The sequence below is a fragment of the Inquilinus ginsengisoli genome (assembly GCF_050434925.1).
GTDB classification, from domain to species: Bacteria; Pseudomonadota; Alphaproteobacteria; order DSM-16000; family Inquilinaceae; genus Inquilinus; species Inquilinus ginsengisoli_B.
The window spans coordinates 2,715,795-2,741,795 of the sequence record NZ_JBNDJK010000001.1 but is presented as its reverse complement, the minus strand read 5'-3'; the positions used below and the strand labels follow the sequence as shown (position 1 = coordinate 2,741,795).

23 protein-coding genes are annotated in these 26,001 nt (G+C 70.0%); 17 read left to right on the top strand and 6 right to left on the bottom strand.

Annotated features, from left to right (window positions below; genetic code table 11):
• Window positions 1–27: 27 nt before the first annotated feature.
• The 3 genes from QFZ27_RS12925 to QFZ27_RS12915 form a co-directional block, all read right to left on the bottom strand.
• Complete coding sequence (locus tag QFZ27_RS12925; protein WP_429226802.1) at window positions 28–1,578, bottom strand: MFS transporter; 1,551 nt, start codon at window positions 1,576–1,578, stop codon at window positions 28–30.
• Between the two features lie 174 nt (window positions 1,579–1,752).
• Window positions 1,753–2,052: an EthD family reductase gene (locus QFZ27_RS12920; protein WP_429226801.1), complete on the bottom strand. Its 300-nt coding sequence runs from the start codon at window positions 2,050–2,052 to the stop codon at window positions 1,753–1,755.
• 10 nt (window positions 2,053–2,062) lie between these two features.
• Window positions 2,063–2,968: an oxidoreductase gene (locus QFZ27_RS12915; protein WP_429226800.1), complete on the bottom strand. Its 906-nt coding sequence runs from the start codon at window positions 2,966–2,968 to the stop codon at window positions 2,063–2,065.
• A gap of 48 nt (window positions 2,969–3,016) precedes the next feature.
• Between QFZ27_RS12915 and QFZ27_RS12910 the strand changes: the two genes are divergently transcribed.
• Window positions 3,017–3,916 carry a LysR family transcriptional regulator gene (locus tag QFZ27_RS12910; protein ID WP_429226799.1) on the top strand — a complete coding sequence of 300 codons (900 nt, stop codon included), beginning with the start codon at window positions 3,017–3,019 and terminating at the stop codon, window positions 3,914–3,916.
• A gap of 338 nt (window positions 3,917–4,254) precedes the next feature.
• Here the strand turns inward: QFZ27_RS12910 and trhA are convergent, their stop codons facing one another.
• Both trhA and QFZ27_RS12900 read right to left on the bottom strand, forming a co-directional pair.
• The gene (gene trhA / locus QFZ27_RS12905; RefSeq protein WP_429226798.1) at window positions 4,255–4,911 is read right to left on the bottom strand and encodes a PAQR family membrane homeostasis protein TrhA; all 657 of its coding nucleotides are present in this window, start codon (window positions 4,909–4,911) and stop codon (window positions 4,255–4,257) included.
• Window positions 4,912–5,041: 130 nt separating this feature from the next.
• Complete coding sequence (locus tag QFZ27_RS12900) at window positions 5,042–5,233, bottom strand: hypothetical protein (protein WP_429226797.1); 192 nt, start codon at window positions 5,231–5,233, stop codon at window positions 5,042–5,044.
• 221 nt (window positions 5,234–5,454) lie between these two features.
• Here QFZ27_RS12900 and QFZ27_RS12895 point away from each other — a divergent pair, with 221 nt between their 5' ends.
• Window positions 5,455–7,458, top strand: coding sequence for an LVIVD repeat-containing protein (locus QFZ27_RS12895; RefSeq protein WP_429226796.1), 2,004 nt, complete (start codon window positions 5,455–5,457; stop codon window positions 7,456–7,458).
• Between the two features lie 233 nt (window positions 7,459–7,691).
• Here the strand turns inward: QFZ27_RS12895 and QFZ27_RS12890 are convergent, their stop codons facing one another.
• Entirely contained in the window at window positions 7,692–7,904 is a 213-nt protein-coding gene (locus tag QFZ27_RS12890) for a DUF1127 domain-containing protein (protein ID WP_429226795.1), read from the bottom strand.
• Window positions 7,905–8,049: 145 nt separating this feature from the next.
• Between QFZ27_RS12890 and gcvA the strand changes: the two genes are divergently transcribed.
• The 15 genes from gcvA (at window position 8,050) to QFZ27_RS12815 (ending at window position 25,973) form a co-directional block, all read left to right on the top strand.
• Entirely contained in the window at window positions 8,050–9,000 is a 951-nt protein-coding gene (gene gcvA, locus QFZ27_RS12885; RefSeq protein WP_429226794.1) for a transcriptional regulator GcvA, read from the top strand.
• Window positions 9,001–9,345: 345 nt separating this feature from the next.
• Entirely contained in the window at window positions 9,346–10,341 is a 996-nt protein-coding gene (locus QFZ27_RS12880) for a BMP family lipoprotein (RefSeq protein WP_429226793.1), read from the top strand.
• Window positions 10,342–10,375: 34 nt separating this feature from the next.
• The gene (locus tag QFZ27_RS12875) at window positions 10,376–11,944 is read left to right on the top strand and encodes an ABC transporter ATP-binding protein (RefSeq protein ID WP_429226792.1); all 1,569 of its coding nucleotides are present in this window, start codon (window positions 10,376–10,378) and stop codon (window positions 11,942–11,944) included.
• Complete coding sequence (locus QFZ27_RS12870; protein WP_429226791.1) at window positions 11,941–13,119, top strand: ABC transporter permease; 1,179 nt, start codon at window positions 11,941–11,943, stop codon at window positions 13,117–13,119. Before QFZ27_RS12875 ends, QFZ27_RS12870 begins: the two co-directional genes overlap by 4 nt.
• Window positions 13,116–14,084 carry an ABC transporter permease gene (locus tag QFZ27_RS12865; protein WP_429226790.1) on the top strand — a complete coding sequence of 323 codons (969 nt, stop codon included), beginning with the start codon at window positions 13,116–13,118 and terminating at the stop codon, window positions 14,082–14,084. Before QFZ27_RS12870 ends, QFZ27_RS12865 begins: the two co-directional genes overlap by 4 nt.
• Window positions 14,085–14,192: 108 nt before the next feature.
• Complete coding sequence (locus tag QFZ27_RS12860) at window positions 14,193–15,602, top strand: SWIM zinc finger family protein (RefSeq protein ID WP_429226789.1); 1,410 nt, start codon at window positions 14,193–14,195, stop codon at window positions 15,600–15,602.
• Between the two features lie 8 nt (window positions 15,603–15,610).
• Window positions 15,611–17,053 carry a DUF5691 domain-containing protein gene (locus QFZ27_RS12855; RefSeq protein ID WP_429226788.1) on the top strand — a complete coding sequence of 481 codons (1,443 nt, stop codon included), beginning with the start codon at window positions 15,611–15,613 and terminating at the stop codon, window positions 17,051–17,053.
• 21 nt (window positions 17,054–17,074) lie between these two features.
• The gene (locus QFZ27_RS12850) at window positions 17,075–18,154 is read left to right on the top strand and encodes an ATP-binding protein (RefSeq protein ID WP_429226787.1); all 1,080 of its coding nucleotides are present in this window, start codon (window positions 17,075–17,077) and stop codon (window positions 18,152–18,154) included.
• A gap of 3 nt (window positions 18,155–18,157) precedes the next feature.
• Complete coding sequence (locus QFZ27_RS12845; protein ID WP_429226786.1) at window positions 18,158–20,467, top strand: DUF5682 family protein; 2,310 nt, start codon at window positions 18,158–18,160, stop codon at window positions 20,465–20,467.
• Complete coding sequence (locus tag QFZ27_RS12840) at window positions 20,460–21,683, top strand: VWA domain-containing protein (RefSeq protein ID WP_429226785.1); 1,224 nt, start codon at window positions 20,460–20,462, stop codon at window positions 21,681–21,683. Before QFZ27_RS12845 ends, QFZ27_RS12840 begins: the two co-directional genes overlap by 8 nt.
• Window positions 21,667–22,131 carry a cytidine deaminase gene (locus QFZ27_RS12835; protein ID WP_429226784.1) on the top strand — a complete coding sequence of 155 codons (465 nt, stop codon included), beginning with the start codon at window positions 21,667–21,669 and terminating at the stop codon, window positions 22,129–22,131. Before QFZ27_RS12840 ends, QFZ27_RS12835 begins: the two co-directional genes overlap by 17 nt.
• Window positions 22,132–22,153: 22 nt before the next feature.
• Window positions 22,154–22,576, top strand: a complete 423-nt coding sequence (locus QFZ27_RS12830; protein WP_429226783.1) for a hypothetical protein — start codon at window positions 22,154–22,156, stop codon at window positions 22,574–22,576.
• Window positions 22,577–22,705: 129 nt separating this feature from the next.
• Window positions 22,706–24,025, top strand: coding sequence for a thymidine phosphorylase (gene deoA / locus QFZ27_RS12825; RefSeq protein ID WP_429226782.1), 1,320 nt, complete (start codon window positions 22,706–22,708; stop codon window positions 24,023–24,025).
• A 2-nt stretch (window positions 24,026–24,027) separates the two neighbouring features.
• Window positions 24,028–24,987 carry a DMT family transporter gene (locus QFZ27_RS12820; protein WP_429226781.1) on the top strand — a complete coding sequence of 320 codons (960 nt, stop codon included), beginning with the start codon at window positions 24,028–24,030 and terminating at the stop codon, window positions 24,985–24,987.
• Window positions 24,984–25,973, top strand: a complete 990-nt coding sequence (locus QFZ27_RS12815) for an adenosine deaminase (protein ID WP_429226780.1) — start codon at window positions 24,984–24,986, stop codon at window positions 25,971–25,973. The genes QFZ27_RS12820 and QFZ27_RS12815 overlap by 4 nt, the downstream gene beginning before the upstream one ends.
• The last annotated feature ends 28 nt before the right edge of the window (window positions 25,974–26,001 follow it).

The following is a 26,001-nucleotide window of genomic DNA, read 5'->3' as shown; positions in this document are numbered from 1 at the left end:
ACGTCCATGCTGCGGTCGAACACGTCCTCATGGACGCGTGTCGCCTGCCTCAACTGCTCGCGCGAGTGCACCCGCTGCGAAGCCTAGGCCCGCGGATTTCGACCGGATCTCGGGCAGCAAGGCAGGACCGTCGCCAATCTTATCTGGATGCCCGCTGTCGGGACGATAGCTGCCACATGGCCGCTCTGCATTTTCTTCGTCGGGGAGCGGAGCGAGCCGCCGGGCAAGGGTGATGCTGAGACCCGCTCCGACGGCGAGGCAGGCGGCGATGCAGAGGATGGCGACGGTAAAGGCCTGGGCGATGGTCGCCGGATCGGTGCGCGCGCCGAGGACGGTGTAGAAAATCCCGCCGATCACCGCGACGCTGAGCGCGGTGCCGACCTGCAGGGTCGAACTGGCGATGCCGGCGATCATGCCGGAAAAGGCCGGCGCGACGCGGCCCGTCACCATCCGCATCAAGGTCGGCAGCGCGAGCCCCTGTCCGAAACCGATGGCGAACAGGATGGCGGCCAGCGGCATGGGCGGGGTGGGCACGCCGGCCGGTGCCGCCACGACGGCCCAGGCCAGGCCGACAAACCCGACGGCCTCCAGCCCCATGCCGACCGGATTGACATAGGCGCCGAGGATGCGCCTGCAGAACGGCGTCGACAGCGGCCCCAGCAGGAACCCCGCGCCGAACGGCAGGAAGACCAGGCCGGCGCCCAGCGCGGTCGCGTGCAGCGCGTCCTGCAGATAGACCGAGAACAGCAGGAAGAAGGGCGCGATCGTGTAGAACAGCAGCGCGATCAGCAGCGCGCGGCCCAGCCCCGGTGCCCGCATGGCGGCCGGATCGACCAACGGCGTTCCGCCCGCCTGGGCCAGCCGGCTCTCATAGCGCCAGAACAGCCATGCCAGCACCGGCACCGCCATGAGCGACAGCCAGGACCACGGCGGCCAGCCCGCCTCGCGCCCCTCGATCAGCGGCACGATCAGCGCGCCCAGCGTCAGCATCGACAACGCCGTGCCGCCGAGGTCCAGCTTGCGCGCGTCCTGCGCGCGCGTTTCCTTCAGCAGGGGAATGCCGAACAGCACGACCAGGATCGCCACCGGCAGGTTGACGAGGAAGATCGCCCGCCACCCCAAGCCCCAGAGATCGGCCGAAATCAGGATGCCGCCCAGCGCCTGGCCGACCACGGCGGCCAGGCCGAAGACCGCGCCATAGAGGCTGAGCGCGAGCGGCTTCTCGCTTTCGGGGAAGATCGCCTGCACCGAGGCGAGCGCCTGCGGCGCCATCACGGCCGCCGTCACGCCCTGCAAGGCGCGGCCGGCGACGAGCGCCCAGGGCGACCCCGCAAGGCCGCACAGCAGCGATGCCGCGGCGAAGCCGATCAGCCCGAGGAAGAACACCCGGCCGCGGCCATACAGATCGCCCAGGCGCCCGCCGGTGATCAGCGTCACGGCATAGAGCCCGGCATAGGAGGAGATGACGAGCTGCTCGGCGGAGGACGAGGCGCCCAATTCCCCGCGAATCGAGGGAAGGGCAACATTGACGATGAAGAAATCGAGCGGCGGCAGGAACGCGCCGACCAGCAGGATCACGAACATGGCCCAGCGGCGCGGGTCGAGTGAGGCGGCATCACCCCGGGGCCGGGCAGGCGGCAGGGTTTCCGGGTGAGATTCTATGGTGCTCACGGATATCTTCCATTCTGGATGGTGAACGTCGCCATCGCCGACCCGTCCAGGTCGCTCCAGCGGCTGCCGCGTTGCCGCCGCTCAGAGGGGCATCGCCAGGCTTCGCTGCGGCTTGACGGCCGTGACGAGATCCACGTCGGCCATCACCCGCGCCGTCTCCGGCGAGGCCAGTGCCGTTCTCATCGCCGCCTCGTCCCGGAAAACACAGGTCGCGATCGCGATCAGGCCGCCGCCATTCCCCTGCGGAAAGAAGCCGGCGAGGCGCTCAAGCCCGTAGGGGGCCCAGCATTCGCGCACGAGCGGGAAATGAACGTTGATCCAGTGCTCGCGGTCGAACGGCGTGTCGGCATTGCCGGCATAGGTCACGTACATGGTGATCATGGCGATCCTCTCAGGCCGCAGTGTCGAAATCGGTGGCGATGGAGATGTCGCGCCAGGCGGCGATGTCGGCGCGGAATCTCTCCAGCTTCCGCTCCGCGATCGCGTGGGCGCTCGGCCCGAGCGGGAGGTGCAGCGGCGGATGCTCGGCATCGATGGCCTGCAGCATCACGGCGACAGCCTTGGCGGGATCGCCCGCCTGCCTGCCGTTGTTGGTCCGGCGATAATGCCGCCTCGCATGCGCGGTGCTGGCGTAGGCGGGAATCTCCCGCGCCGCGGTGACGATCGAGCGACCGAGAAACTCGGTGCGGAAGGGGCCGGGCTCGACGATGATGACGTTCAGCCCCAGGGGACGAAGCTCCGCCGCGAGCGCTTCCGACAGGCCTTCCACCGCGAACTTGGTCGCATTGTAGATTCCATTGCCCGCGGAACCGGCGATGCCGGCGCCGGAGGACAGGTTGACGATGCAGGCTCCTTCGCGCTTGCGGAGCGCCGGCAACGCGGCACGCGTCGTCTCGATCAGGCCGAACACGTTCGCCTCGAACACCGGTCGGTATTCGCTGGGCTCCCCCTCCTCGATCGCCCCGACGAAGCCGAATCCGGCGTTGTTCACCAGGATATCGAGACCGCCGAAGGCGCTTTCCGCCAGCGCGACCGCCTCTGCCGCGGCGCCGGGCTGCGTCACGTCGAGCGCTATGCCGCGCACCGTATCGGGGAAGCGGTCGCACAGCGCCTGCACGGCGTCGATCGAACGCGCGGTGGCGACAAGGCGGTCGCCGCGCCCGGCGACCGCCTCGGCAAGTTGCTTCCCCAGGCCGGACGAACATCCGGTAATCAGCCAGGTCTTCACCAAATCCTCCTGCAATGCGTCGGACGAGTGCCGCCTCACGGGCGCTCGCCAAGCGGCCGGCAATTCCAAGCCTGCACGAGGTGGATTTAGGCGATCAGATCTGTACGATAACTGACAATGTCGTACGGCTTCCGTTCACTTTTGTGGGTCGACCCGATGGAGTGGAGTGACGTCCGGATTTTTCTGGCCATAGCCCGTTCCGGCACGCTGGGCGGCGCCGCCCGCGCGCTTCACCTGAGCCATCCGACTGTCGGGCGTCGCCTTCGGGCTCTCGAACAGGCAACGGGCCATACGCTGTTCCAGAGAACGGCCGATGGCTTCATTCCGACCGAGGAGGGTAACGCCGTCATCGCGATGGCGGAGCAGATGGAAGAAGCCGCCCTGGCCATGGAACGGCGGCTCGCCGGGCAGGAGCAGGACCTTCAGGGCAGCTTGCGCATATCGTCGGCCGACTGGTTCGGCGCCTATGTCCTGCCCCCGATCATCGCCGACTACGCAAGGGCCTACCCCCTCGTCGATGTCGAGATCCTGACGGGCACCCGCTTGTTCAGCCTGGCCCAGCGGGAGGCCGACATCGCCTTCCGAATCGTCCCGTTCGACACGCCCGATGTCGTGCAGCGACGGCTGGTCCGATTGGCCTATGGTGCCTACGTCGCGGCGGACTCCCCCGAGCCGGCCTATGGCGATGGAGCCGGCTTCCGGCTCATCACCCACGACACGTCGACGGGCCAGTTCCCGGATATCGCCTGGCTCCAGAAGAGCTTCCCGAACGCGAGGCCTGTCCTGCGTTCGAACAATCGGAATGTGCAGGGACGCATGTGCAGACTAGGCATCGGTATCGCTGTTCTGCCACAGGTGGTCGGCAATCAGATGGCGGGCCTGCGCCGGCTCAACCTGCCAGCGGAGCCGCCCGGCCGGGATATCTGGATGGGCTATCATCGTGACATGAGGCGTCTTCATCGCCTGCGAGCCTTCATCACCACGGTGACCAATCACATCGCGGAGGTGCAGTCCTGACTCGGAGCGCTGGAAGCCGTGACCACTGGCTTTGGTTCGTAGTCGACACGCTCGCGCCGGCGCCCCCCGTTTCCACCCGCTTCCTCAGCATCGACCATCATGCCTTCCGGTTCTTGTCCGATCCCGACGCACCTGGTGATCCGCTCATGAATCGCATCGGTGCGTTTCGAAGGGTCGCCCGGGGGACGGACCAGCCCTGACCGTGGCGTCCGGTTTCTGGAGCCACTCGGCACGGGGAATGTCCGGTTCAGAGCGCCTTGGAAGGCCTCCGGACGGCAATGGGCGGATCCGGCCTGCGGCGGGATGGTGGCCCGGCCGCCTGCCGCCGGCCCTCACCGTCAGCCGCGGGGCACGACGGTGATCATGATGCCGGTGAAGTGCAGGGCGCTGCCGGCCAGCACGAACAGGTGCCAGATCATGTGGTTGAAGGGCAGCCGCTCCCACACATAGAACGCGACGCCGGCGGTGTAGGCGAGGCCGCCGGCCACGATCCAGCCGACCGCGGCGCCGCCGAGCGACGACCAGACCGGGCCGATCGCGACCAGGATCAGCCAGCCCATGCCGAGATACAGCGGCAGCGCGATGTGCCGGCCGTAACGGCGCCAGGACAGCCGCAGCACCACGCCGGTGATCGCCAGGCCCCAGATCACCGCAAACAGCGTCCAGCCCCAGGTACCGCGCAGGCCGAGCAGCAGGAACGGAGTGTAGGTGCCGGCGATCAGCAGATAGATCGAGGCATGGTCGAGCAGGTTGCAGGCGTGCCTGAACCGGGCCGTGCGCGCCGCATGCAGCAGGGTGGACGACACATAGGTCAGCACCAGCGTCGCGCCGTAGATCGCCAGGCTGACGATCTCGAGCGCGCCGCCGTACAGGCTGGCCAGGACCAGGAGCACCACCAGCCCGGCCATGGCGAGGGCGGCGCCGATGCCGTGGGTGACCGCATTCGCGATCTCCTCGGCCAGGGTCTCGGTGTGCGGAGCGATCCCTTCGGTCATGGGATCAATCTAGCATCCGCCCCGGCCGCCGCCATGGGGCGCTGGGATGCATCGATCGTCACGATGAGCCCTCGCCCTCAGCAGACTGCCGGACAAACAAAACAGGTGTCATGATTTACAATAAAAGAATCTAATTTTTGGCAATATTGAATAGATCTCCATCGACCATTTCCTGGGAGAGCAAATCTCGCTTGTCAGATTTCGTTTCATTTGTAATGGTGAAATTCAGATCCGAATCTGTGGAGCGGCATTTCGCCGCCGGATCCATAGGCTTCAATGTTTCCGAGGTCGAATAATCGAAGGGAGGCGAGCTTGCATCCATGCCTGCGTCGGTGGTGCAGCATGTCCTTCGTGAGTTCGCCCGCACCTCCTTGAGATGTCGTCGATTCCGTCCTGAGAGCGACTCTTCGCCCCCTTTCCCCGTCATGGCGAGGAGGCGAAGCCGCCCCCTTGAGTCAAGAAGGGGCCATTCAGAAGGCGGTGCCGCTGGATGGCCACGCCCCTGCGGGCTCGCGATGACGGATCAACACCAGACATTGCGACGTGCCGAAAACCAACCCAATCAAAAAGGAGTCGGTCGTGAAAGCATCTGCAACAGCAAGATTATCGACGCATGTTCGGCAGACAGTATTTCGGTATTCAAGACAGATCGCGCTGGCGCTGGCCCTGGCGATCTCCGGCGCGGGTCTGGCCCATTCGCAGGATCTGGCGACGCGGGCCAATCAGACGGCCTATGGCGGCCGGATCGGCGTCCCCCTCAAGCAAGGTGACTTCGTCTATCTTCCGACTGGATCGACCGTCACGGCATGGGACTACCGGATTCCGGAGGCGCCCCGGCTGGCCGGAGACACGCGCAGGCAGCCGCTCGCCGGCGTCATCACCGCGATCGCGTCGCGCGGCCGGTATCTCTACGCAAGCTGGCAACGGGGTGGCAGCTCTTCCGGCCTGGCCATCTATTCCCTCCTCGATCCGGGTCAGCCAAGGCTGATCGACGGCGGCCTCCTGCGGAAAAGCGCATCGCCCGAAAACATCACGGCGATCTCGATCGATGGGGATTTCCTCTATGCGTTCGACAGCGAGAGAGGCGTGGTCGTCCACTCCCTGGCCGATCCGCTCTATCCCAAAGCGATCCGGGTGGTCGAGGGCGGCCCCGCCGACGTGGTCGGCATGGCCGGCAACCGCATCTTCACGTCAGGCCGAAGCTGGGTGGGCGACACTCTGCTGCAGGTGTTCGACAACAGCCGAAAGAACTATCCCAAGAGGGTGGCCAGCGAAAACCTGGACGGGTTCGAGAATTTCCGCCTGCAGTTCGCCTGGCCGCTCGCGGTGGGGTTCGGGCTGAGCGTCAATCTGTATTACTTGCCGCCCTGGGGCGGTCCGCCGCTGCTGTGGGGCAGCGCGGCGCCGGGCGAAGCCCTGTTCAACGGCTTCATCGCCGGCGACAAAGCCTACGGCTTCGGGGCGTCCGGCGTCAGTGTCTGGAGCCTGCGCCTGCCGGTCCGCCGGGTCGGCCGTGCCGACTTCGCCAATGCCTTCGCCACGGAAACGACCACGGTGCAGGGCCAGTTCGGATGGGTGGCCACCACCACCGATCAGCTGGCGCTCTTCGACACCGGCAAGACCGCATCCCCCCGCCTGGCCAGCGTCGTCGACACCCTCGGCGGCGCCGATGTCAGGGACGCGGCCCTCATCGACCGCAGCCTGGTCCTGCTGCAGAACGTTTACGGGCTGAGCGCGGCCAATGACGGTGACCTCACGCCGACGGGAAGGTTCGACGCCGACCTGCCGAAGGCCAAGCAGGCCCGCGCCTTCGAGGACATGGCGGTCGATGGCAGGCGGGCCTATCTGGCGGCCTGGGGCTATGGGCTGATCGTGGTCGATCTCAGCAATCCGTCGTCGCCGCGGGAGCTGGGGCGCCTGCCCGCCGAGTTCTCCTCCGCGGTCGCGGGGAAGGGCCGGCATGTCTATCTCGGCACCGCCACCAACGGGGGCTCGGTGACGTCGGTCGATGTGTCGAACCCGGCTCGTCCGGTGGTGCGGGATGCGGTTCCGGTGGACACCCGGGTCGAGCGGCTGCAATTGGCCGGACGGTTTCTCTTTGCGGCCAGCGCGCCGGACGCGGCGGGAGGTCCTCCGGGCGGATTGCGCGTCTTCGATGTCGGCAACCCCTCGCAGATCAGCGAGATCGGCCGCTACAGTGAGGATTGCGAATTCGCGAGCGACCTGGCCGTCAGCGACGACGCCCGGACCGTCCATCTGCGATGCTCGAGCGGCCTGCACATCCTGGATGTGAGCCAGCCGAGCCGGCCGGTCCGCATCGGGTTCTACGCGGCCAGCCAAGGTGATCGGGCGATCGCGCTCGGCTCCGGATCGGTGTTCGTCGCGGCAGACGGGAGTGTCGAGGAGATCGATGTGCGCAATCCGCGCCGGCCGACCTTGCTGAACCGCTATCAGCTTCCGGCCGAGGCCCGCCGGCTGCGGGTGATGCCGGGCCGTCGCCTGTTCGTGTTCACGGGGACGGGCGGCATGCAGATCATCAAGCTGTAGCGAGACCTTTCAGAACGCCCGTTTCCTCGCCGTCATTGCGAGCATCTCACGCCGCTGGGGCGGCCCCGGAAAGGAAAGAAAGTTTTAACTTCTTCAAGAGGAGGCGAAGCCGACGAAGCAATCCAGGGACCGGTGCGAGCCTCCCTGGATTGCTTCCCCCCGGCTCAAGGCCGGGGTCGCAATGACGGTGTTGGGAATTCCGAAAGGTCTCTCTCGCGGGCCACCGCTCGAGGTCAGGCGCGCCAGAACGGCTTGCGGATCTCGGCCTCGACATCGCTGTGGCTCAGGCCGACATCGGCCAGGACATGGTCGTCGAGGCTGGACAGGTGGCGGCGCTGGCGCTCGCGGTCCTGCCAGTCCAGAAGCCGGTCGACCAGGCGCAGGACCATGCCGCGGGTGGCGAGGTCGGTCCGAGTGGCGGTGAGCTGGATTCCAGTGGCGGACATGACGGTTCTCCTTGCTTTCGAGGCGGCTGGCCCCGCAGGGAAGCATTTGCCTCGCCCCAATAGTTGCGCCTTCGTTCTCGCTTCGACAAACGAGGCTTTCTCGTGCTACGGCTTAGAAAATCTATCGCTCGACCGGGCCGATCCGATGGCGCGCCGCCTGCCTCCGCTGAATGCCCTCCGCGCCTTCGAGGCGGCGGCCCGCCATCTCAGCTTCGTCGATGCGGCCGACGAGCTCGCCGTCACGCCCGCCGCGGTCAGCCACCAGGTCAAGGCGCTGGAGGCGCATCTCGGCGTCGCCTTGTTCCAGCGGCTGCCGCGCGGGCTGGTGCTGACCGAGCAGGCCCGGATCCTGGCGCCGCAGCTGACCCGCGGCTTCGACCGCCTGGCCGAGGCCGTGGCGCGGATCCGGGTCGACGACGTCCAGACCGTATTGTCGGTCACCGTTTTGCCGTCCTTTGCCGTGCGCTGGCTGCTGCCGCGGCTGGCCGGGTTCCGCCGGCTGAACCCCGGCCTCGAGGTCGAGGTCCGCGCCCAGCACCAGGCGGTGGATTTCCGCGGCGAGCGGGTCGACATCGCCCTGCGCTACGGCCGCGGCGGCTGGCCCGGCCTGCATGTCGAGCGCTTCCTCGACGACGCGGTGTTCCCGGTGTGCAGTCCGAAGCTGCTGGACGGGCCGCACCCGCTGCTGCGGCCGGAGGATCTGCGCCGCCACACCCTGATTCACGACGTGCTGACCGGGGATGACGAGCCCTGGGTCACCTGGCAGCACTGGCTGCTGCATTTCGGCCTCGACGACATCGACCACCGCCGCGGGCCGCGCTACAGCGACAGCCACATGATGCTGGAGGCGGCCGCGGCGGGCGAAGGCGTGGCGCTCGGCCGCAGCTCGATCATGGCCGACGACCTGGTCCGCGGCCGGCTGATCCGCCCGTTCCCGGACATCCAGGTGGCCGACTACGCCTACCATTTCCTGTGCCGCACCGATGCCATCGACCGGCCGGCCGTGCGCGCCTTCCGCGACTGGCTGGTCGCCACCGCGGCCGACGACCCGACCGCGCCCAACGCGGCGGCGCCTGCCCCGGCCCTGGGTGATTGAGCGCGGTCCAGCAATAGGCCTTTTGTCCGATATTAATACTGATTTTCAACGCAAAATTTGCTTTGACCGTTTGGTCAGGTTTTCGTTACGGTTCGATTTCAGGAGAGGCGGCGCCGAGGCACGGGAATCCGGCCGCGGCGCCATGCGAGGCTTGCGGTTCGTCGTCTCCCGGCTGGATGTCCGGGATCGAGCCCCTGGGAGAGATCATGACGACGGTATCCGACGCCGGGCGCAGCCGGCCTGCTCCATTTCCTCCACGATGCCCATGGCCCTCGCCGCGCTGGCGCCCCATGCGCATGGCAGATATGTTCTGACTCTTGGTTCGACAGGGAGCGTCTTCCAGCAATGAGAAACCTTCTCTCCGCCCTCGCCCTTTCCACGGCGCTCGTGGCCGGGGCTGCCTTCGCCGATGAGGTGAAGCCGGCAGTGGTCTTCGACATGGGCGGCAAGTTCGACCGCTCCTTCAACGAAGGCATCTACAACGGCTCGAAGAAGTGGTCCGACGAGACCGGCATCAAGATCGCCGAGTTCGAGGTCACCAATGAGTCCCAGCGCGAGCAGGCGCTGCGCCGCATGGCCGAGAACGGGGCCAACGTCGTGATCGCCGTCGGCTTCGCCCAGGCCCCGGCGCTGGAGATCGTGGCCGAGGAGTTCCCGGACACGAAGTTCGCGATCATCGACGCGGTGGTCGAGAAGCCGAACGTCCAGTCGATCGTGTTCAAGGAGCAGGAAGGCTCCTTCCTGGTCGGCGTGCTGGCGGCGCTGGCCTCGAAGACCGGCACGGTCGGCTTTGTCGGCGGCATGGACATCCCGCTGATCCGCGCCTTCAGCTGCGGCTACATCCAGGGCGTGCACTACGCCAATTCCAGCGCCAAGGTGCTGGAGAACATGACCGGCACCACCCCTGCCGCCTGGAACGACCCGACCAAGGGCGGCGAGCTGGCGCGCAGCCAGTTCGACCGCGGCGCCGACGTGGTCTATGCCGCGGCGGGCGCCACCGGCCTGGGCGTGCTGCAGGCCGCGGCCGACGCCAAGAAGCTGTCGATCGGCGTCGACAGCAACCAGAACCACCTGCACCCCGGCTCGGTCCTGACCTCGATGCTGAAGCGCGTCGACGTCGCCGCCTACGAGGTGTTCAAGACCGCGCAGGACGGCAGCTTCAAGCCGGGCATCAAGGTGCTCGGCCTGAAGGAGGACGGCGTCGGCTGGGCCCAGGACGACAACAACGCCAAGCTGATCACGCCGGAGATGAAGACCAAGGTCGACGCGGCGGCCAAGGGCATCATCGACGGCTCGATCCAGGTGGTGGACTACCGCACCAACAATTCCTGCCCGATGTGACGGCGGCGTCCGATCCGCAATGGACAATGATGGCGTGACCCGCGCCGCGACGGTTGGCGGCGCCCCTGCAGGGGCGCCGCCGGCCATCGAGCTGCGCGGCATCAACAAGAGCTTCGGCCCGGTCAAGGCCAACCAGGACGTGTCGCTGACGATCGCCCCCGGCACGATCCACGGCATCATCGGCGAGAACGGCGCCGGCAAGTCGACGCTGATGTCGATCCTGTACGGCTTCTACGAGGCCGACAGCGGCGAGATCCTGGTCAACGGCCAGCCCAGGCGCATCACCTCCTCCAGCGACGCGATCGCGGCCGGCATCGGCATGGTGCACCAGCACTTCATGCTGGTGGAGCCGTTCACCGTGCTGGAGAACGTGATCCTCGGCGCCGAGGGTGGCGCCCTCCTGGCCGGCGGCAAGGCCCGGGCGCGGGCGGAGCTGCAGCGGCTGGAGCGCGAATACACCCTGGAGGTGCCGGTCGACGCCGTGGTCGGCGACCTGCCGGTCGGGCTGCAGCAGCGGGTCGAGATCCTGAAGGCGCTGTATCGCGGCGCCGACACCCTGATCCTGGACGAGCCGACCGGCGTGCTGACGCCGCAGGAGGCCGACCATCTGTTCCGCATCCTCGCGGCGCTGCGGGCGCAGGGCAAGACGGTGATCCTGATCACCCACAAGCTGCGCGAGATCATGGCGATCACCGATGCGGTGACGGTGATGCGGCAGGGCCGCGTCGTCGCCAATGTCGCGACCAGGGAGACCAGCCGCGAGCAGCTGGCCGAGCTGATGGTCGGCCGCAAGGTGCTGCTGCGCGTCGACAAGACCCCGGCCCGGCCGGGCCAGACGCTGATGGAGGTGCGCGGCCTCGACGTCGTCGACGGCCAGGGCGTGCGCCGGGTCAAGGACGTGTCCTTCGCGCTGCGGGCCGGCGAGATCGTCGGCATCGCCGGCGTCTCCGGCAACGGCCAGTCGGAGCTGCTGGCCGCGCTGGCCGGCATGGTCCGGCCGGCCAAGGGCGACATCATGGTCGGCGGCACCGCGCTGTCGTCCCTGCCCCGTGTCGATGCCGGGACGCTGCGCGCGCTGGGTGTCGGCCATGTGCCCGAGGACCGGCACCGCGACGGCCTGGTCACCGCCTTCACCGCTGCCGAATGCGCCATCCTCGGCCACCATGCCGACCCGGCCTATAACGGCGCGGTGATGACCGACGGCCGCAAGGTGCTGGCGCATTGCGAGCGGCTGATGAAGGATTACGACGTCCGGCCGCCGAACCCGCATCTCAAGGCCGCCAACTTCTCCGGCGGCAACCAGCAGAAGATCATCGTCGGCCGCGAGGTCGAGCGCGACCCGAAGGTGCTGCTGGTCGGGCAGCCGACCCGCGGCGTCGACATCGGCGCGATCGAGGCGATCCACCGCCGCCTGGTGGCGCTGCGCGACAGCGGCAAGGCCATCCTGCTGGTGTCGGTCGAGCTGGACGAGATCCGCTCGCTGGCCGACCGCATCCTGGTGATGTTCGACGGCATGATCGTCGGCGAGGTCGCGGCCGACGGCGCCAGCGAGCAGTCGCTGGGCCTGATGATGGCCGGCGTCCAGCAGGAGGCGGCGGAATGAGCGCCTTCGGCCGTCCGGCCGATGTGCCGCGCTGGGTGTCGATCGGGCTGATCCCGGCGGTGAACCTGGTCCTGGCCTTCGTCGCCGCCGGGCTGGTGGTGCTGCTGATCTACTGGGGCCAGTACGCCGACGGCACGCTGCCCGGGGCCGATTATCTCTACACCCCGGTGCGGGCGGCGGGGCTGCTGCTGAAGGGCGCTTTCGGCACCTTCCCGAACTGGAGCTACACGCTCTACTACACCACCAACTTCATCTTCGCCGGCCTGGCCGTGGCGGTGGCCTTCCACGCCGGGCTGTTCAACATCGGCGCCGAGGGCCAGGCCTATGTCGCCGGGCTCGGGGTCGGGCTGGTCTGCCTCTATCTCGACTTCCTGCCCTTCATCCTGGTGCTGCCGCTGGCGATCGTGGCCGCGGCGCTGTTCGGCGCCGCCTGGGCCTTCATCCCGGCCTATCTGCAGGCGAAGCGGGGCAGCCACATCGTCATCACGACGATCATGTTCAACTTCATCGCCTCGTCGCTGATGGTCTATCTGATGGTCCATGTGCTGATCGCACCGGGCCAGCAGTCGCCGGAGAGCCGGGCCTTTGCCGCCAACACCGTGCTGCCGACCATCAGCGAGGTGCTGTCCTGGTTCGGCATCAAGATGCGGCGGCTGCCGCTGAACCTGTCGTTCCTGTGGGCGCTGGCCTGCTGCGTCTTCGTCTGGATCTTCATCTGGCGCACCCGCTGGGGGTATGCGCTGCGGACGGTGGGGCTGAACCCCCGCGCCGCCGTTTATGGCGGCATCTCGGTGGCCGGCATCATCATCCTGGCGATGTGCATCTCCGGCGCCCTGTCCGGTTTCATCGCCCTGAACGAGATCATGGGCGTGCAGCGGCGCATCCTGCTGAACTTCGTCGCCGGCGCCGGCTTCGTCGGCATCGCCGTGTCGCTGATGGGGCGCAACCATCCCTTCGGCATCATCTTCGCGGCGCTGCTGTTCGGCGCCCTGTACCAGGGCGGGGCCGAGCTGAACTTCGACATGCCGGAGATCACCCGCGACATGGTGGTGGTGATCCAGGGTCTGGTGATCCTGTTCGCCGGCGCGCTGGAGAACCTGTTCCGGCCGAAGATCGAGGCGCTGTTCCGGCGCCGCGCGCCGGCGCTGCAGGCGGCAAAGGGGGCGAGTTCATGACCCTGCTCGATGTCATCGCCCTGCTCGACGCCATGGTGCGGACCTCGACGCCGCTGGTGCTGGCGGCGCTGGCCGGCTTGTACGCCGAACGCGCCGGGCTGGTCGATATCGGGCTCGAGGGCAAGATGCTGGCCGCCGCCTTCGCTTCCGCCGCCATGGCCGCCTATTCCGGCTCGGCCTGGGCAGGGCTCGGCATGGGCGTGGTGGTCTCGGTCGTGCTGGCCTTGCTGCACGGCTACGCCTCGATCACCCACCGCGGCAACCAGGTGGTCTCCGGCCTCGCCATCAACATCCTGGCCTCGGGCCTGACGGTCACGCTCGGCATCGCCTGGTACCAGCGCGGCGGCCAGACCCCGTCGCTGGAGGGCGACGCCCGGTTCCAGCAGATCGTGCTGCCGCTGGCCGACACGCTGCGCGAGGTGCCGGTGATCGGGCCGATCTGGTCCGAGCTGGTCTCCGGCCATTCGGTCCTGGTCTACGCAGCCTTCCTGGCGGTGCCGCTGACGGCCTGGATCGTGTACCGCACCCGCTTCGGCCTGCGGCTGCGCGCGGTCGGCGAGAACCCCGCGGCCGTCGACACCGCCGGCATCTCGGTGACGGCGCTGCGCTACCAGGCGATGGTGCTGACCGGCGTGCTGTGCGGCCTCGCCGGCACCTATCTGTCCGTGGCCCAGAACGCATCCTTCGGCCGCGACATGACCGCCGGCAAGGGCTATCTGGCCCTCGCCGCCCTGATCTTCGCCAAGTGGAAGCCCTGGCCGGTGATGTTCACCTGCCTGCTGTTCGGCATGCTGGAGGCGATCGAGGCGCGGCTGCAGGGCACCCGCATCCCGGGCATCGGCGAGATCCCGGTCCAGTTCATCCAGGCGCTGCCCTACATCCTGACCGTGGTCCTGCTGGCCGGCTTCATCGGCCGGGCGACGGCGCCGAAGGCCAGCGGCGTGCCCTACGTCAAGGAACGGTGAGCCCGCCCCGGATCGCAAAAGCGACACGATGCGGCGATACCACAGCAGGACGCCTGTCTTCACCGGCCCGCGGCCGGATGCGGGCGGTCAACCAGGACCGGGGCCGGCATGAGCTTGTCTTTGGCCAAGATCGAGGAGATCGCGCCCGACCAGGGCTCGCTCAACGCCGCCCGCGGGCTGGTGAAGGGCAAGCCCTGGCCGGTCGTCGCGGAGGACGGCGCGGGGCTGATCTGGGGCGAGTGCCAGGGATCGGGGGCCCAGCCCTACCGGGTCGCGGTCTCGGAAGCCGATCTCGGCTATAAATGCACCTGCCCCAGCCGCAAATTCCCCTGCAAGCACAGCCTGGCCCTGATGTGGATGCGGGCCGAGGGCCGGCCCTTCACTGCGCAGGAGCGGCCGGACTGGGTGACGGACTGGCTGTCACGCCGTCGCGGCCCCGGCACGCCGAAGCCGCGTGAGGCGGAGGCCGATCGCGCCGCGCCCAGCATCGCGGCCGCGGCGGACGACGAAGCCGAGCCGCCGCAGCGGGACGAGAAGGCCGAGGCCCGCGCCGCCGCCCAGCGCGACCGCAACCGCGCCGAGCGGGAGGCGGCGGTCCTGGCCGGGCTCGACGAGCTGGACCTGTGGCTGGCCGACCAGCTGGCCTCCGGCCTCGCCGGCTTTCCCGCTGTGGCGGGGGAGCGCTGCGGCCTGCTGGCGCGGCGCCTGGTCGACGCCAAGGCCGGTGGGCTCGCCGCCCGAGTCGAACAGCTCGCCGCCACCCTGTTCGGCCTGCCGGACGCCGCCCGGGGCGATTTCCTGATCGAGGCCTTCGGCGAGCTGCACCTGATCGCCGAGGCCTATCGGCGCCAGGACGAGCTGCCGGAGGCGCTGCGGGCCGATGTCCGGCTGACCGTCGGCTGGCCCCTGGCCAAGGAGGCGCTGCTGGCCGATCCCGGCGCCCTGCGGCTGCGCGGCAGCTGGATGGTGGTGGCGACGGTCAACACGATCCAGCCCGACCGGCTGCGGCGGCTGGAGACCTGGCTGTCCCGGCTGGAGGCCGGTGACGGGCCGCGCTTCGCCGTGCTGACCGATTTCGTCCCGGTCTCGGCCGGGGCGGTCGGCAGCCTCTACTCGCCGGGCGAGCGGCTGGAGGCGGAGCTGGCCTTCTACCCGTCGGGCGCACCGCTGCGGGCGATCATCGCCGAGCAGACGGGCGGCGCCGTGAAGGAAGGGCGCTGGCCAGCCCCGGCGGAGGATCTCGCCGGGTCGCTGGCCCATTACGACGAGATGCTGGCCCGCCGGCCCTGGCTGGGCGACTGGCCGCTCGCGATCCGCGACGCCCGGGTCGCCCGGCTGGGCGGCGAGCTGGTGCTGGCCGATCGCGCCGGCTCCGGGCTGCCAATTGCCGCGCGCGACGACGATGCGGTGCTGCCCCTGCTCGGCATGGACGGGCTGAACGTCTTCGGCCTGTGGGACGGACGCCGCCTGGACCTGCGCTTCGCCGAGACGCCGGCCGGGCGCTGGACGGCGGTGTAGGAGGACCGATGCTCGACCACGCAACCGCCGAGGCCCTGACCCGCAGCCTGATGCTGGGCACCGCCAGGCGGCCGCTGCCGGCAGGCGCCGGCCTCGGCGGCCTCCTGGCTGCGGACGACCCGAAGGCAGTGCTGAAGGCCGCGGCGCTGCTGGGCCAGCGCGGTCGCTTCGCCCGCCCCCGCCTGTCGCAGGTGCCCGTCAGCGAGCCGATCCTGGCCGACCCGCGCAGCCTGCCGCCCGACGCGGCGCGCCCGCTGTTCCTGTCGCTGCTGGCCGGGAAGTCAGGCCATTCGGCCGATCCCGTGGCGCTCGCGATCGCCGACGCGATGGCGCGCCGGCGCCTGAAGCTGCACCCGTTCGACCTGCCGCGGCTGGAGGCCTTCGTCCGGGCGCATGCGGCGAAGCTCGGGGCCAGCGCCATGGCCTGGGCCGGCCGCCATGCCGGGGCGGAGGAGTCCGGCCGCGGCGCCTTCGACGCCGAGGCGATCGACGAGACCAACTGGCAGCAGGCTGGGCCTGCCCGGAAATCCGCCTTCATCCGGTCGCTGCGCGGCACTGCGCCGGACCGCGCGCGCGATCTCGTCGCCGGGATCTTCGCCACGGAGCCGGCGGCGACCCGGGTGGCCCTGCTGCAGGGTCTGGCGGCAGGGTTGTCAGAGGCCGACCGCCCCTTCCTCGACAGCCTGTCCGGGGACCGGGCGCTGACGGTGCGCGAGACCGCCGAGGCACTGCTGGCCCGGCTGCCGGGATCGGCCCGGTCGCGGCAGCGGCTGCAGGAGGCGATCGACCGGCTGCATCTGGGACATACCGGGCTGTTGAAGCGCCGCGCCACGCTGCGGCTGGAATTCCCTGCGACGATCAAGGAGTGGCAGCGGGAGAGCTGGGCGGTCGCGACCATCGCCACGGCCGGCCTCGACGATCTCGCCGGGGGGCTGCGGCTGACGGTCGACACCATGGCCGTGGCGGCCGAGGGCGACGAGATCCTGGCCGTCGCCCTGGCCGTGCGCGCCGCGCGCGAGGAGCGCTTCGACCTGCTGGCGCGGCTGGCCCGCGCGGGTGCCGCGCGCGCCTGGATCGCGTCGATAGAGGCCGGCGACCTCAACGAGGCCGAACCGGCATTCGTCGCGCGCTGGAGCGCCGCCGCCCTGCATCCGGAGCTGTGGACCGACCTGCCGGCCGGAGCTCTCGCCCGGCTGCACGAGGCGATCCGGGCGCCGCTGCCGGAGACCGCCATCCGCACCATCCTGGCCGCCCCGGCGTGGCGGTCGCTGACCGCGGCGGCGCAGCGGCAGGAGGCGCCGCTGGCCGAGCAGGCCTTCACCGCCCTGGTCGCGCTGACCCCGGCCCCTCTGCGCCATGCGTTGCAGACCGAGCTGGCGCCGTTGCCGCCGACCCTGACCGCCCGCGCGCTGACGGCGATCGCGCTCCTCGACCACATCGATGCCGCCTGACCCGGCCCGGAGACACCGTCGATGACCGACACGATCCGCCGTTCGGCCGAAGAGATCTTCGCCGAGGAGCTCACTGCCCTGGCCCGGGGCGACGGCCACGAGCGCCCGGAGAACTGGAGGCTGTCGCCGCGGGCGGCGGTGACCTATCTGATGGGCGGCCAGGCGGCCGACGGGACGCCGATCTCGCCGAAATATGTCGGCAACCGGCGGCTGATCGAGACCGCCGTCGCCACCCTGGCCACCGACCGGGCGCTGTTGCTGCTGGGCGTGCCCGGCACGGCCAAGTCCTGGGTGTCGGAGCATCTGGCGGCGGCGGTGTCCGGGTCGTCGCGCCGGTTGATCCAATGCACGGCGGGCACCGACGAGAACCAGATCCGCTATGGCTGGAACTACGCCCAGCTTCTGGCCAAGGGGCCGTCGCGCGAGGCGCTGGTGCCGACTCCGCTGATGCGGGCGATGGAGGACGGCACGATCGTCCGGCTGGAGGAGCTGACCCGCATGGGCTCCGACGTGCAGGACACGCTGATCACGGTGCTGTCGGAGAAGACGTTACCGATCCCGGAGCTGAACACGGCCATCGACGCCCGGCGCGGCTTCAACATCATCGCCACCGCCAACAACCGAGACAAGGGCGTCAACGAGCTGTCCTCCGCGCTGAAGCGCCGGTTCAACGTGGTGGTGCTGCCGCCGCCGGCCACGCTGGAGGAAGAGACGGAGATCGTGGTGAGGCGGGTGCGGGAGATCGGCTCGAGCCTGTCCCTACCCCCGATCGCGCCGGCGGAGCAGGAGATCGCCCGCATCGTCACCCTGTTCCGCGAGCTGCGCGACGGCCGCACCCTGAACGGCAAGCTGCAGCTGAAGACCGTCAGCGGATCCCTGTCCACGGCCGAGGCGATCTCGGTCGGCGTGGCAGCCTGGGCCGAGGCCGGGCATTTCGGCGACGGCCGGATCGGCGCCTCCAGCCTGGCCGCCAACCTGGTCGGCGCCGTGGTCAAGGACCCGGTCCAGGACACGGTCGCGCTGCAGGAATACCTGGAGACGGTGGTGCGGACGCGCGACGGCTGGTCCGACCTGTACGGGGCGATCCGCGAGGTCCTCTGAGGCATGGATCCGCGAATCCACCTGTTCGGCATCCGCCATCACGGCCCGGGATCCGCCGCCAGCCTGGTCGCGGCGCTGGAGGCGCTGCAGCCGGCGACAGTGCTGATCGAAGGGCCGCCCGAGGCCGACCCGCTGATCCCCTACGCCGCCAGCCCCGGCATGAAGCCGCCGCTGGCGCTGCTGGCCTATGCGGCGGACGAGCCCGGCCGCTCCGTCTTCTTCCCGTTGGCCGATTTCTCGCCGGAATGGCAGGCGATGCGCTGGGCCGTCCGCAACGGCCGGCCGGTTGCGTTCATCGACTGGCCGGCGGCGGCCTCGCTGGCGGACCGCCCGGTCCGCCCCGCCGCGCCCGCGGAGCCGGAGGCGGCAGCAGCCGGCGAGGCTCCGTCCAACGGCGAGGCCGCTGACGAGGCCGAAACGCCACCGCCGGCAGCACGGCCGAACGGCGATCCCCTCGACCGGCTGGCCGAGATCTCCGGTCATGCCGATGGCGAGACGTTCTGGAACGCGCTGGTCGAGAGCCGCGGCGGCGCCACCGATGTGTTCGCGGCCATCGAGTCGGCAATGACCGCCCTGCGCGCCGAGGCCCCCGCCGATGCGCGGGAGGCCGCGCGCGAGGCGCATATGCGGCTGAAGATCCGCCAGGCGCTGAAGGACGGCGACGGCGCGATCGCCGTCGTAGTCGGGGCTTGGCATGTCCCGGCGCTGCGGCGCAAGACGGCCGCGGCGGAGGATCGCGCGACCCTCAAGGATCTGCCGAAGACCAAGGTCGAGGTCACCTGGGTGCCCTGGACGGACACGCGCCTGGCCACCGCATCGGGCTACGGCGCCGGCGTCGCCTCGCCTGGATGGTACGCCCATCTCTGGAGCCTCTATGACGGCGCCCGGGAGACGGTCGCCCCCGACGCCTTCGCCGCCACCTGGCAATCGAAGGTCGCGGGCCTGCTGCGGGGCGAAGGCTATCCGGCCGCCACCGCCTCGGTGATCGAGGCGGCGCGGCTGGCGGTCGGGCTGGCGGCCATCCGCGGCCAGCCGGTGCCGGGCCTGGCCGAGATGCGCGACGCGACCCTGGCCGCCCTGTGCCATGGCGAGGAGGCGCCGTTCCGGGTGATCGAGAGCCGGCTGGTGGTCGGCCGGTCGGTCGGCGAGGTCGACGACAGCGTGCCGCAGATGCCGCTGGCGCAGGACCTGGCCCGCTGGCAGCGCCGGCTGCGCCTGAAGCCGGAGGCGCTGGAGCAGGAGGCGGCGCTGGACCTGCGCAGCGAGGCCGGCCTGGCCAAGTCAACCCTGCTGCACCGGCTGGACCTGATGGGCGTGCCCTGGGGCCGGATCGCCGATGCCGCGGCCGGGCGCGGCACCTTCCGCGAGATCTGGCGCCTCGCCTGGGCGCCCGAACTGTCGGTGCGGCTGGCCGAGGCGCTGGTCCACGGCATCACGATCGAGCAGGCGGCCGCTGGATCGGCCCTGGCGCGGGCCGAGGCGGCGACCGGGATCCACGACCTGGCCGGGCTGGTGCGGCACTGCCTGCTGGCCGATCTGCCCGACACGGCCGAGCGCTGCATCGCCCGGCTGCAGGCGGCGGCGGTCAACGCCGTCGACGTCGCCGGGCTGATGCAGGCGGTGCCGCCGCTGGTCTCGATTCTGCGCTACGGCACCGCGCGCAAGATCCCGGTCGAAGCGCTGTCGTCCCTGGCCAAGGCGATGACGGCGGAGATCCATGCAGGCCTGGCCGTCGCCTGCGCCAATCTCGACGACGCCTCGGCCGGGCGGATGCGCGAGGCCATGACCGCCTTCGACGCGGCGCAGGGCCTGCTGGACGACGCGCATCTCGACGCCGAATGGCTGCGGCGCCTGCGATCCGTCGCCGACGATCCCGCCACGGTGCCGCTGCTGGCAGGGCTGGCGCTGCGGCGCCTGTACGACCGGTCGGCCCTGCGCGAGGACGAGGTCGCTGCCGCCTTCTCGCGCGCCCTGTCGCCGGCCGTCTCCCCGAAGGCGGTGGGCACCTGGCTCGAAGGCTTCCTCGGCGGCAACGCCGAGGTGATCCTGCAGGACCCGGCGCTGTTCGGCCTCGTCGACAGCTGGCTGGAGGCGCAGGACGACGCGACCTTCATCGAGAGCCTGCCGATGCTGCGGCGGTCCTTCGGCACCTTCGGCGCGGCGGAGCGCCGCCGCCTTCTCGCCGAGGTCGGCAAGGGCCGCAGGCAGGCCATGACGCCGGCAACGACGGGTGCCGCCGCGGCGGACAGCCCGGCTTTCCGCGAGGCCCTGCCGCTGCTTCTGACCATTCTGGGGATCCCACGCCGTGACTGACGACGCCGGACGCGACGATCGCGAGAGCAAGGAGGCCGAACGGCGGCGGCGCTGGCGCTTGGCGCTGGGCGGCGACGACGAGGACGGCCTGTCCGAGCGCGACCTGCGGATGGACCGGGCGCTGAGCGCCCTCTACGGCACCGCGCCGGGCGGCGGCTCCGGCCGGGGCGGCAGCGGCCGGCGCGGCGGGCTAGGCGCCTCCGCCCCGCGGGTCGCCCGCTGGCTGGGCGACATCCGCGAGTTCTTTCCGACGCCGGTGGTCCAGGTGATCCAGCGCGACGCCTTCGACCGGCTGAACCTGAAGGCGATGCTGCTGGAGCCGGAGTTCCTGGCGACGCTGGAGGCGGACGTCCATCTGGTGGCCGATCTGATCAGCCTGCGCGCCGCCATGCCGGAAACGGCGAAGGACACGGCGCGGCAGGTGGTGCGCAAGGTGGTGGACGAGCTGATGGCGAAGCTGGCCCACGCCACCACCGAGACCATCCGGGGCGCGGTCCGCCGCGGCCGGCGCACCCACCGCCCGCGCTTCGCCGACATCGACTGGCCGCGCACCATTCATGCCAATCTCCGGCACTGGCAGGCGGAGCACCGGACGATCGTGCCCGAACGGCTCGTCGGCTTCGCCAACCAAGCCAGGATCAAGGCCGACCTCGACCAGGTGATCCTGTGCGTCGACCAGTCGGGATCGATGGCGACGTCGGTGGTGTATGCCTCGATCTTCGGCGCGGTGATGGCGTCGCTGCCGGTGATCGAGACACGGCTGGTCTGCTTCGACACCGCTGTCGTCGACCTGTCGGAGGATCTGGCCGACCCGGTCGACGTGCTGTTCGGGGTACAGCTGGGCGGCGGCACCGACATCAACGCCGCGCTGGCCTATTGTCAGGACCTGGTGACCCGGCCGGCGAAGACGCATCTGGTGCTGATCACTGACCTGTTCGAGGGCGGCAACGCCCCGGAGATGCTGCAGCGGGCCGCGGCGCTGGTCGCCGCCGGCGTCAACCTGATCGTGCTGCTGGCCTTGTCGGATGACGGCCGCCCGTCCTATGACACCGGCCATGCCCAGGCCCTGGCCGCGCTGGGGTGCCCGGTCTTCGCCTGCACCCCGGACCAGTTTCCCGACCTGATGGCCGCCGCCCTGAAGCGCGACGACCTGGCGGGCTGGGCCGCGGGCCGGGACATCAGCCTGGTGCGGGCCGGGCATGCGGATGCGCCGTGACCACGGCGGTTTCGAGAAGGAGATCCAGGTGATGGCCGATGCCGGCTTCGAAGCGCTGTTCCAGGCCGCCAGAGCGGCCCGGACGCATGCCCATGTGCCGTATTCGCGTTTCCCGGTCGGCGCCGCGATCCGCACTTCGGACGGGACGATCCATGCCGGCTGCAATGTCGAGAATGCCGCCTATCCGCAGAGCCAATGCGCCGAGGCGACGGCGATCGGCGTCATGGTCGCGGCCGGCGGCCGGGCGATCGAGGAGATCGTGGTGATCGGCGGCGAGGCCGGCGACACGCTGCTGTGCACGCCCTGCGGCGGCTGCCGCCAGCGCATCCGCGAATTCGCCGGGGGGGACACGAAGATTCATGTCTGCGGGCCGGAGGGGCTGCGCCTGACCACGACACTCGACGCCCTGCTGCCCCATTCCTTCGGGCCGGAGAACCTAGCCGAGTAGTCCACAGGCGCAGGAGGTGAGCATGGATCGTCAGGCCCGACAGCGTCTGATCGAAGAAATTTCCGAACAGCAGCGAGCCGGTTCAGGCGAGATCGCGGTGCCGCTCGACCTGTTCTTCGACGGCAATGACGATCGCGGCTCGATCGGTTGCAATCTCGGAGACGTGCAACCTGCCATTGCCGAATTCTACCGGACGCTGGTGGCCTTGCGTCGACGGCCCGAGGTGCAGGACATCCTGGTTCGCATCTGCGCCGTGGATGACGATGAGAGCTGGCCGTTCGCGGATGCGGTCTATGTCATCTCGTCCCTTCCGCAGAGCGAGATCGAAGACGCCCTCATCGTCCTCAGGTTCGACGAGGTTCTGGCCAAATGGATGTATGGCAAGCCGCCTGCTGCCGCGGAGCCGAAGCCTGGGTTCGCGCCATACAGCGTTTGGTGGGATTGAACGGCAACAGCACTCCGCCTCTGGCGTCCGTCCGCTTCCCGTCCTAGTAAGAACCAACCGTGTCCAAACGGATTCGCCCGAGGGTCGCCATGTCCGAGTTCGCCGCCGCGCCGGCCGAGCGCCGCTGAGATGGCGCTGCTGCCGCAGGAGATCATCCGCCGCAAGCGCGACGGGGCCGTGCTCGCCGACGCCGAGATCGAGGCGATGGTGCGCGGCGCCGTCGATGCCAGTGTCACCGACGCCCAGATCGCCGCCTTCGCCATGGCCGTGTTCTTTCGCGGCATGACCATGCCGGAGCGGGTGGCCTTCACCCGCGCCATGGCGCGGTCCGGCCGGGTGCTGGACTGGTCGGCCGCGAACCTGCCCGGCCCGGTGCTGGATAAGCATTCGACCGGCGGCATCGGCGACAAGACCAGCCTGATCCTGGCCCCGATCGTCGCCGCCTGCGGCGGCTTCGTGCCGATGATCTCCGGCCGCGGCCTGGGCCATACCGGCGGCACGCTGGACAAGATGGATTCGATCCCCGGCTATGTCAGCCAGCCGGAGACCGAATTGCTCGACCGGGTGGTGCGGTCCGCCGGCTGCGCCGTGGTCGGCGCCACCCGCGACATCGCCCCGGCCGACCGCCGCATCTACGCCATCCGCGACACCACCGGCACGGTCGAATCGATCGACCTGATCACCGCCTCGATCCTGTCGAAGAAGATGGCCGCCGGCCTGGGCGGGCTGGTGATGGACGTCAAGTTCGGCACCGGCGCCTTCATGAGCGATATCGGCGACGCCCGCGCCTTAGCCCGGTCGATCGTCGACGTCGCCAATGGCGGCGGCCTGCCGACGGTCGCCCTGCTGACCGACATGAACCAGCCGCTGGGCCGCACCGCCGGCAACGCGGTCGAGGTGCGCGAGGCGATCGACCTGCTGACCGGCGGGCCGAAGGACGCGCGGCTGTGGGAGGTCACCGCCCGGCTGACCGCCGAGCTGCTGGTGATCGGCGGCCTGGCCGGCGATGTCGAGGCGGCCCGGGTCAAGGTCGAGCACGCCTTGGCCAGCGGCGCCGCGGCGGAGCGCTTCGCCCGCATGGTCCGCGACCTGGGCGGCCCGGCCGACATCCTGGGGAAGGACCATCTGCCGGCGGCCCCGGTGGTGCGGCCGATCGCGGCGGAGCGCGACGGCGTCGTCGCCGCGGTCGACGCCCGGGCGATCGGCGTCGCCATCGTCGCGCTGGGCGGCGGCCGCACCCGGCCGGAGGACGGCGTCGACCACGCCGTCGGCCTGACCGAGATCGCCGCCATCGGCGAGGCCGTCGGCCCGAAGGGCCGGCCGCTGGCCCTGCTGCACGCCCGCGACGAGGCCTCGGCCGCCGCGGCCGAAGCCGCGATCCGCGCCGCCGTGGCCGTGGCCGGCACCGCCCCGGCCCAGCCGGCGCTGGTCGCCGAACGGATCGCCTGAGCATGGGCGCGCAGGCCGCGACCGCGCCGCCGCAGGCGAAGCAGTCGGCGGCGCAGGGCATCGCGCTCTACACCGGCGGCATCTTCCTGCTGTGCATCATGGACGCCATGATCAAATGGCTGTCGGCCGATTATCCGATCGCCCAGATCGTGTTCTTCCGCGCCTCGATCGGGCTGATTCCGACCCTGGTGATGTTGTATCGGCCGCCCGGGCTCAAGGCGTTGCGGACCCGCCGGGTCGGGGTGCATCTGATGCGCGGCCTGGTCGGCTGCGTCGGCACCTTCGGCTTCTTCTGGGCCTTCGCGGTGATGCCGCTGGCCGATGCCTATGCCATCGGCTTCGCCGCGCCGATGTTCATCACCGCCCTGTCGGTGCCGATCCTGGGCGAGAAGGTCGGCCTCAAGCGCTGGCTGGCTGTGCTGGTCGGCTTCGCTGGGGTGCTGATCATGATCCGGCCGGGCGGCGAAGGCAGCGGCTTCGGCGGCGGCGCCGCCATCGCGCTGCTGGCCACCGCGGCCTATGCCCTGTCGATGGTGCTGATGCGCCTCTACAGCCGCACCGAGACCAACGCCTCGATGATCTTCTACGCCACCATCGTCATCGTCGCCGTCGCCGGGGTGCAGATGCCCTTCGTCTGGGTCACGCCGACCTGGAAGGATGCCGGGCTGCTCGCCGTGCTGGGCCTGCTCGGCGGCATCGGCGCGATCATGATGGCGCAGGCCTATCGCGTGGCGACGCCGTCGATCGTGGTGCCGTTCGAATACACCGGCATGATCTGGGGCGTGGGGCTGGGCTTCATGCTGTGGGGCGACGTGCCCGATCTGTGGATCTGGGTCGGCTCGGCGGTCGTCGTCGCCAGCGGCCTCTACATCCTGCACCGCGAGACGCGGACCCGGTCGCCGGTCTCGCCGCCCGCCGGGGCGACCGACCCGGCCGGCGAGAGCGGGGTGTCGGCATCATGAGAGAGGGCGCGGCGATGCTGCCGAAGGCGGAGCTTCACCTGCATCTGGAGGGCGCGGCCAGTCCGGACCTGGTCCGCCGTCTGGCCGGCCGGCACGGCATGGCCCTGCCGGCGGATCTGTTCGACGCGACGGGCGAGTTCGCCTGGACCAATTTCCTGCACTTCCTCAAGGTCTATGACGCCGCCAGCACGGTGATCAAGACCGAGCGGGACTATCGCGACGTCACCTACGAGTACCTGAAGGCCTGCGCCGCCGAGGGCGCGATCTATGTCGAGCTGATGTCCTCGCCCGACCATGCCGCGGCGGCCGGCCTGTCGTATCAGGGCCATCTCGACGGCATCGTCCAGGGCATCGAGGATGCGCGGGCCGAGACCGGCATCGAATCCCGCATCATCGTCACCTGCGTCCGCCATCTCGGGGCGGAGCGCGGGATCGAGGTGGCGAAGCTGACGGCGAAGCACCCGCATCCGCTGGTCACCGGCTTCGGCATGGGCGGCGACGAGGCCGGCTTCCCCCCGCGCCTGTTCACCCAAGCCTTCCACATCGCCCATGACGAGGCCGGCCTGGCCTGCAACGTCCATGCCGGCGAGGCGGCGGGGCCGGAAAGCGTATGGGCGGCGCTGCGCCTGCCGGTCGCCCGGATCGGCCACGGCGTGCGCTCGATCGAGGACCCGACGCTGGTGCGCGAGCTGGCCGACCGCGGCATCGTGCTGGAGGTCTGCCCGACCAGCAATGTCGCCACCAAGGTCTATCCCGACTATCGTGCCCATCCGCTGCGCCAGCTGATGGAGGCCGGAGTGAAGGTGACGCTGAACAGCGACGACCCGCCCTATTTCGCCACCACCATCGGCCGCGAATACGAGGTGGCGGAGCGGCATTTCGGCCTCGACGAGGCTGCCCTGCGGCAGGTGACGCGCACCGCGCTGCAGGCCGCCTTCGTCGACGAACCCACCCGTGCCCGGCTGCTGGCCAGGCTCGACTCCTGATCCACCCGAAGCAGAGAAGAGGATACCC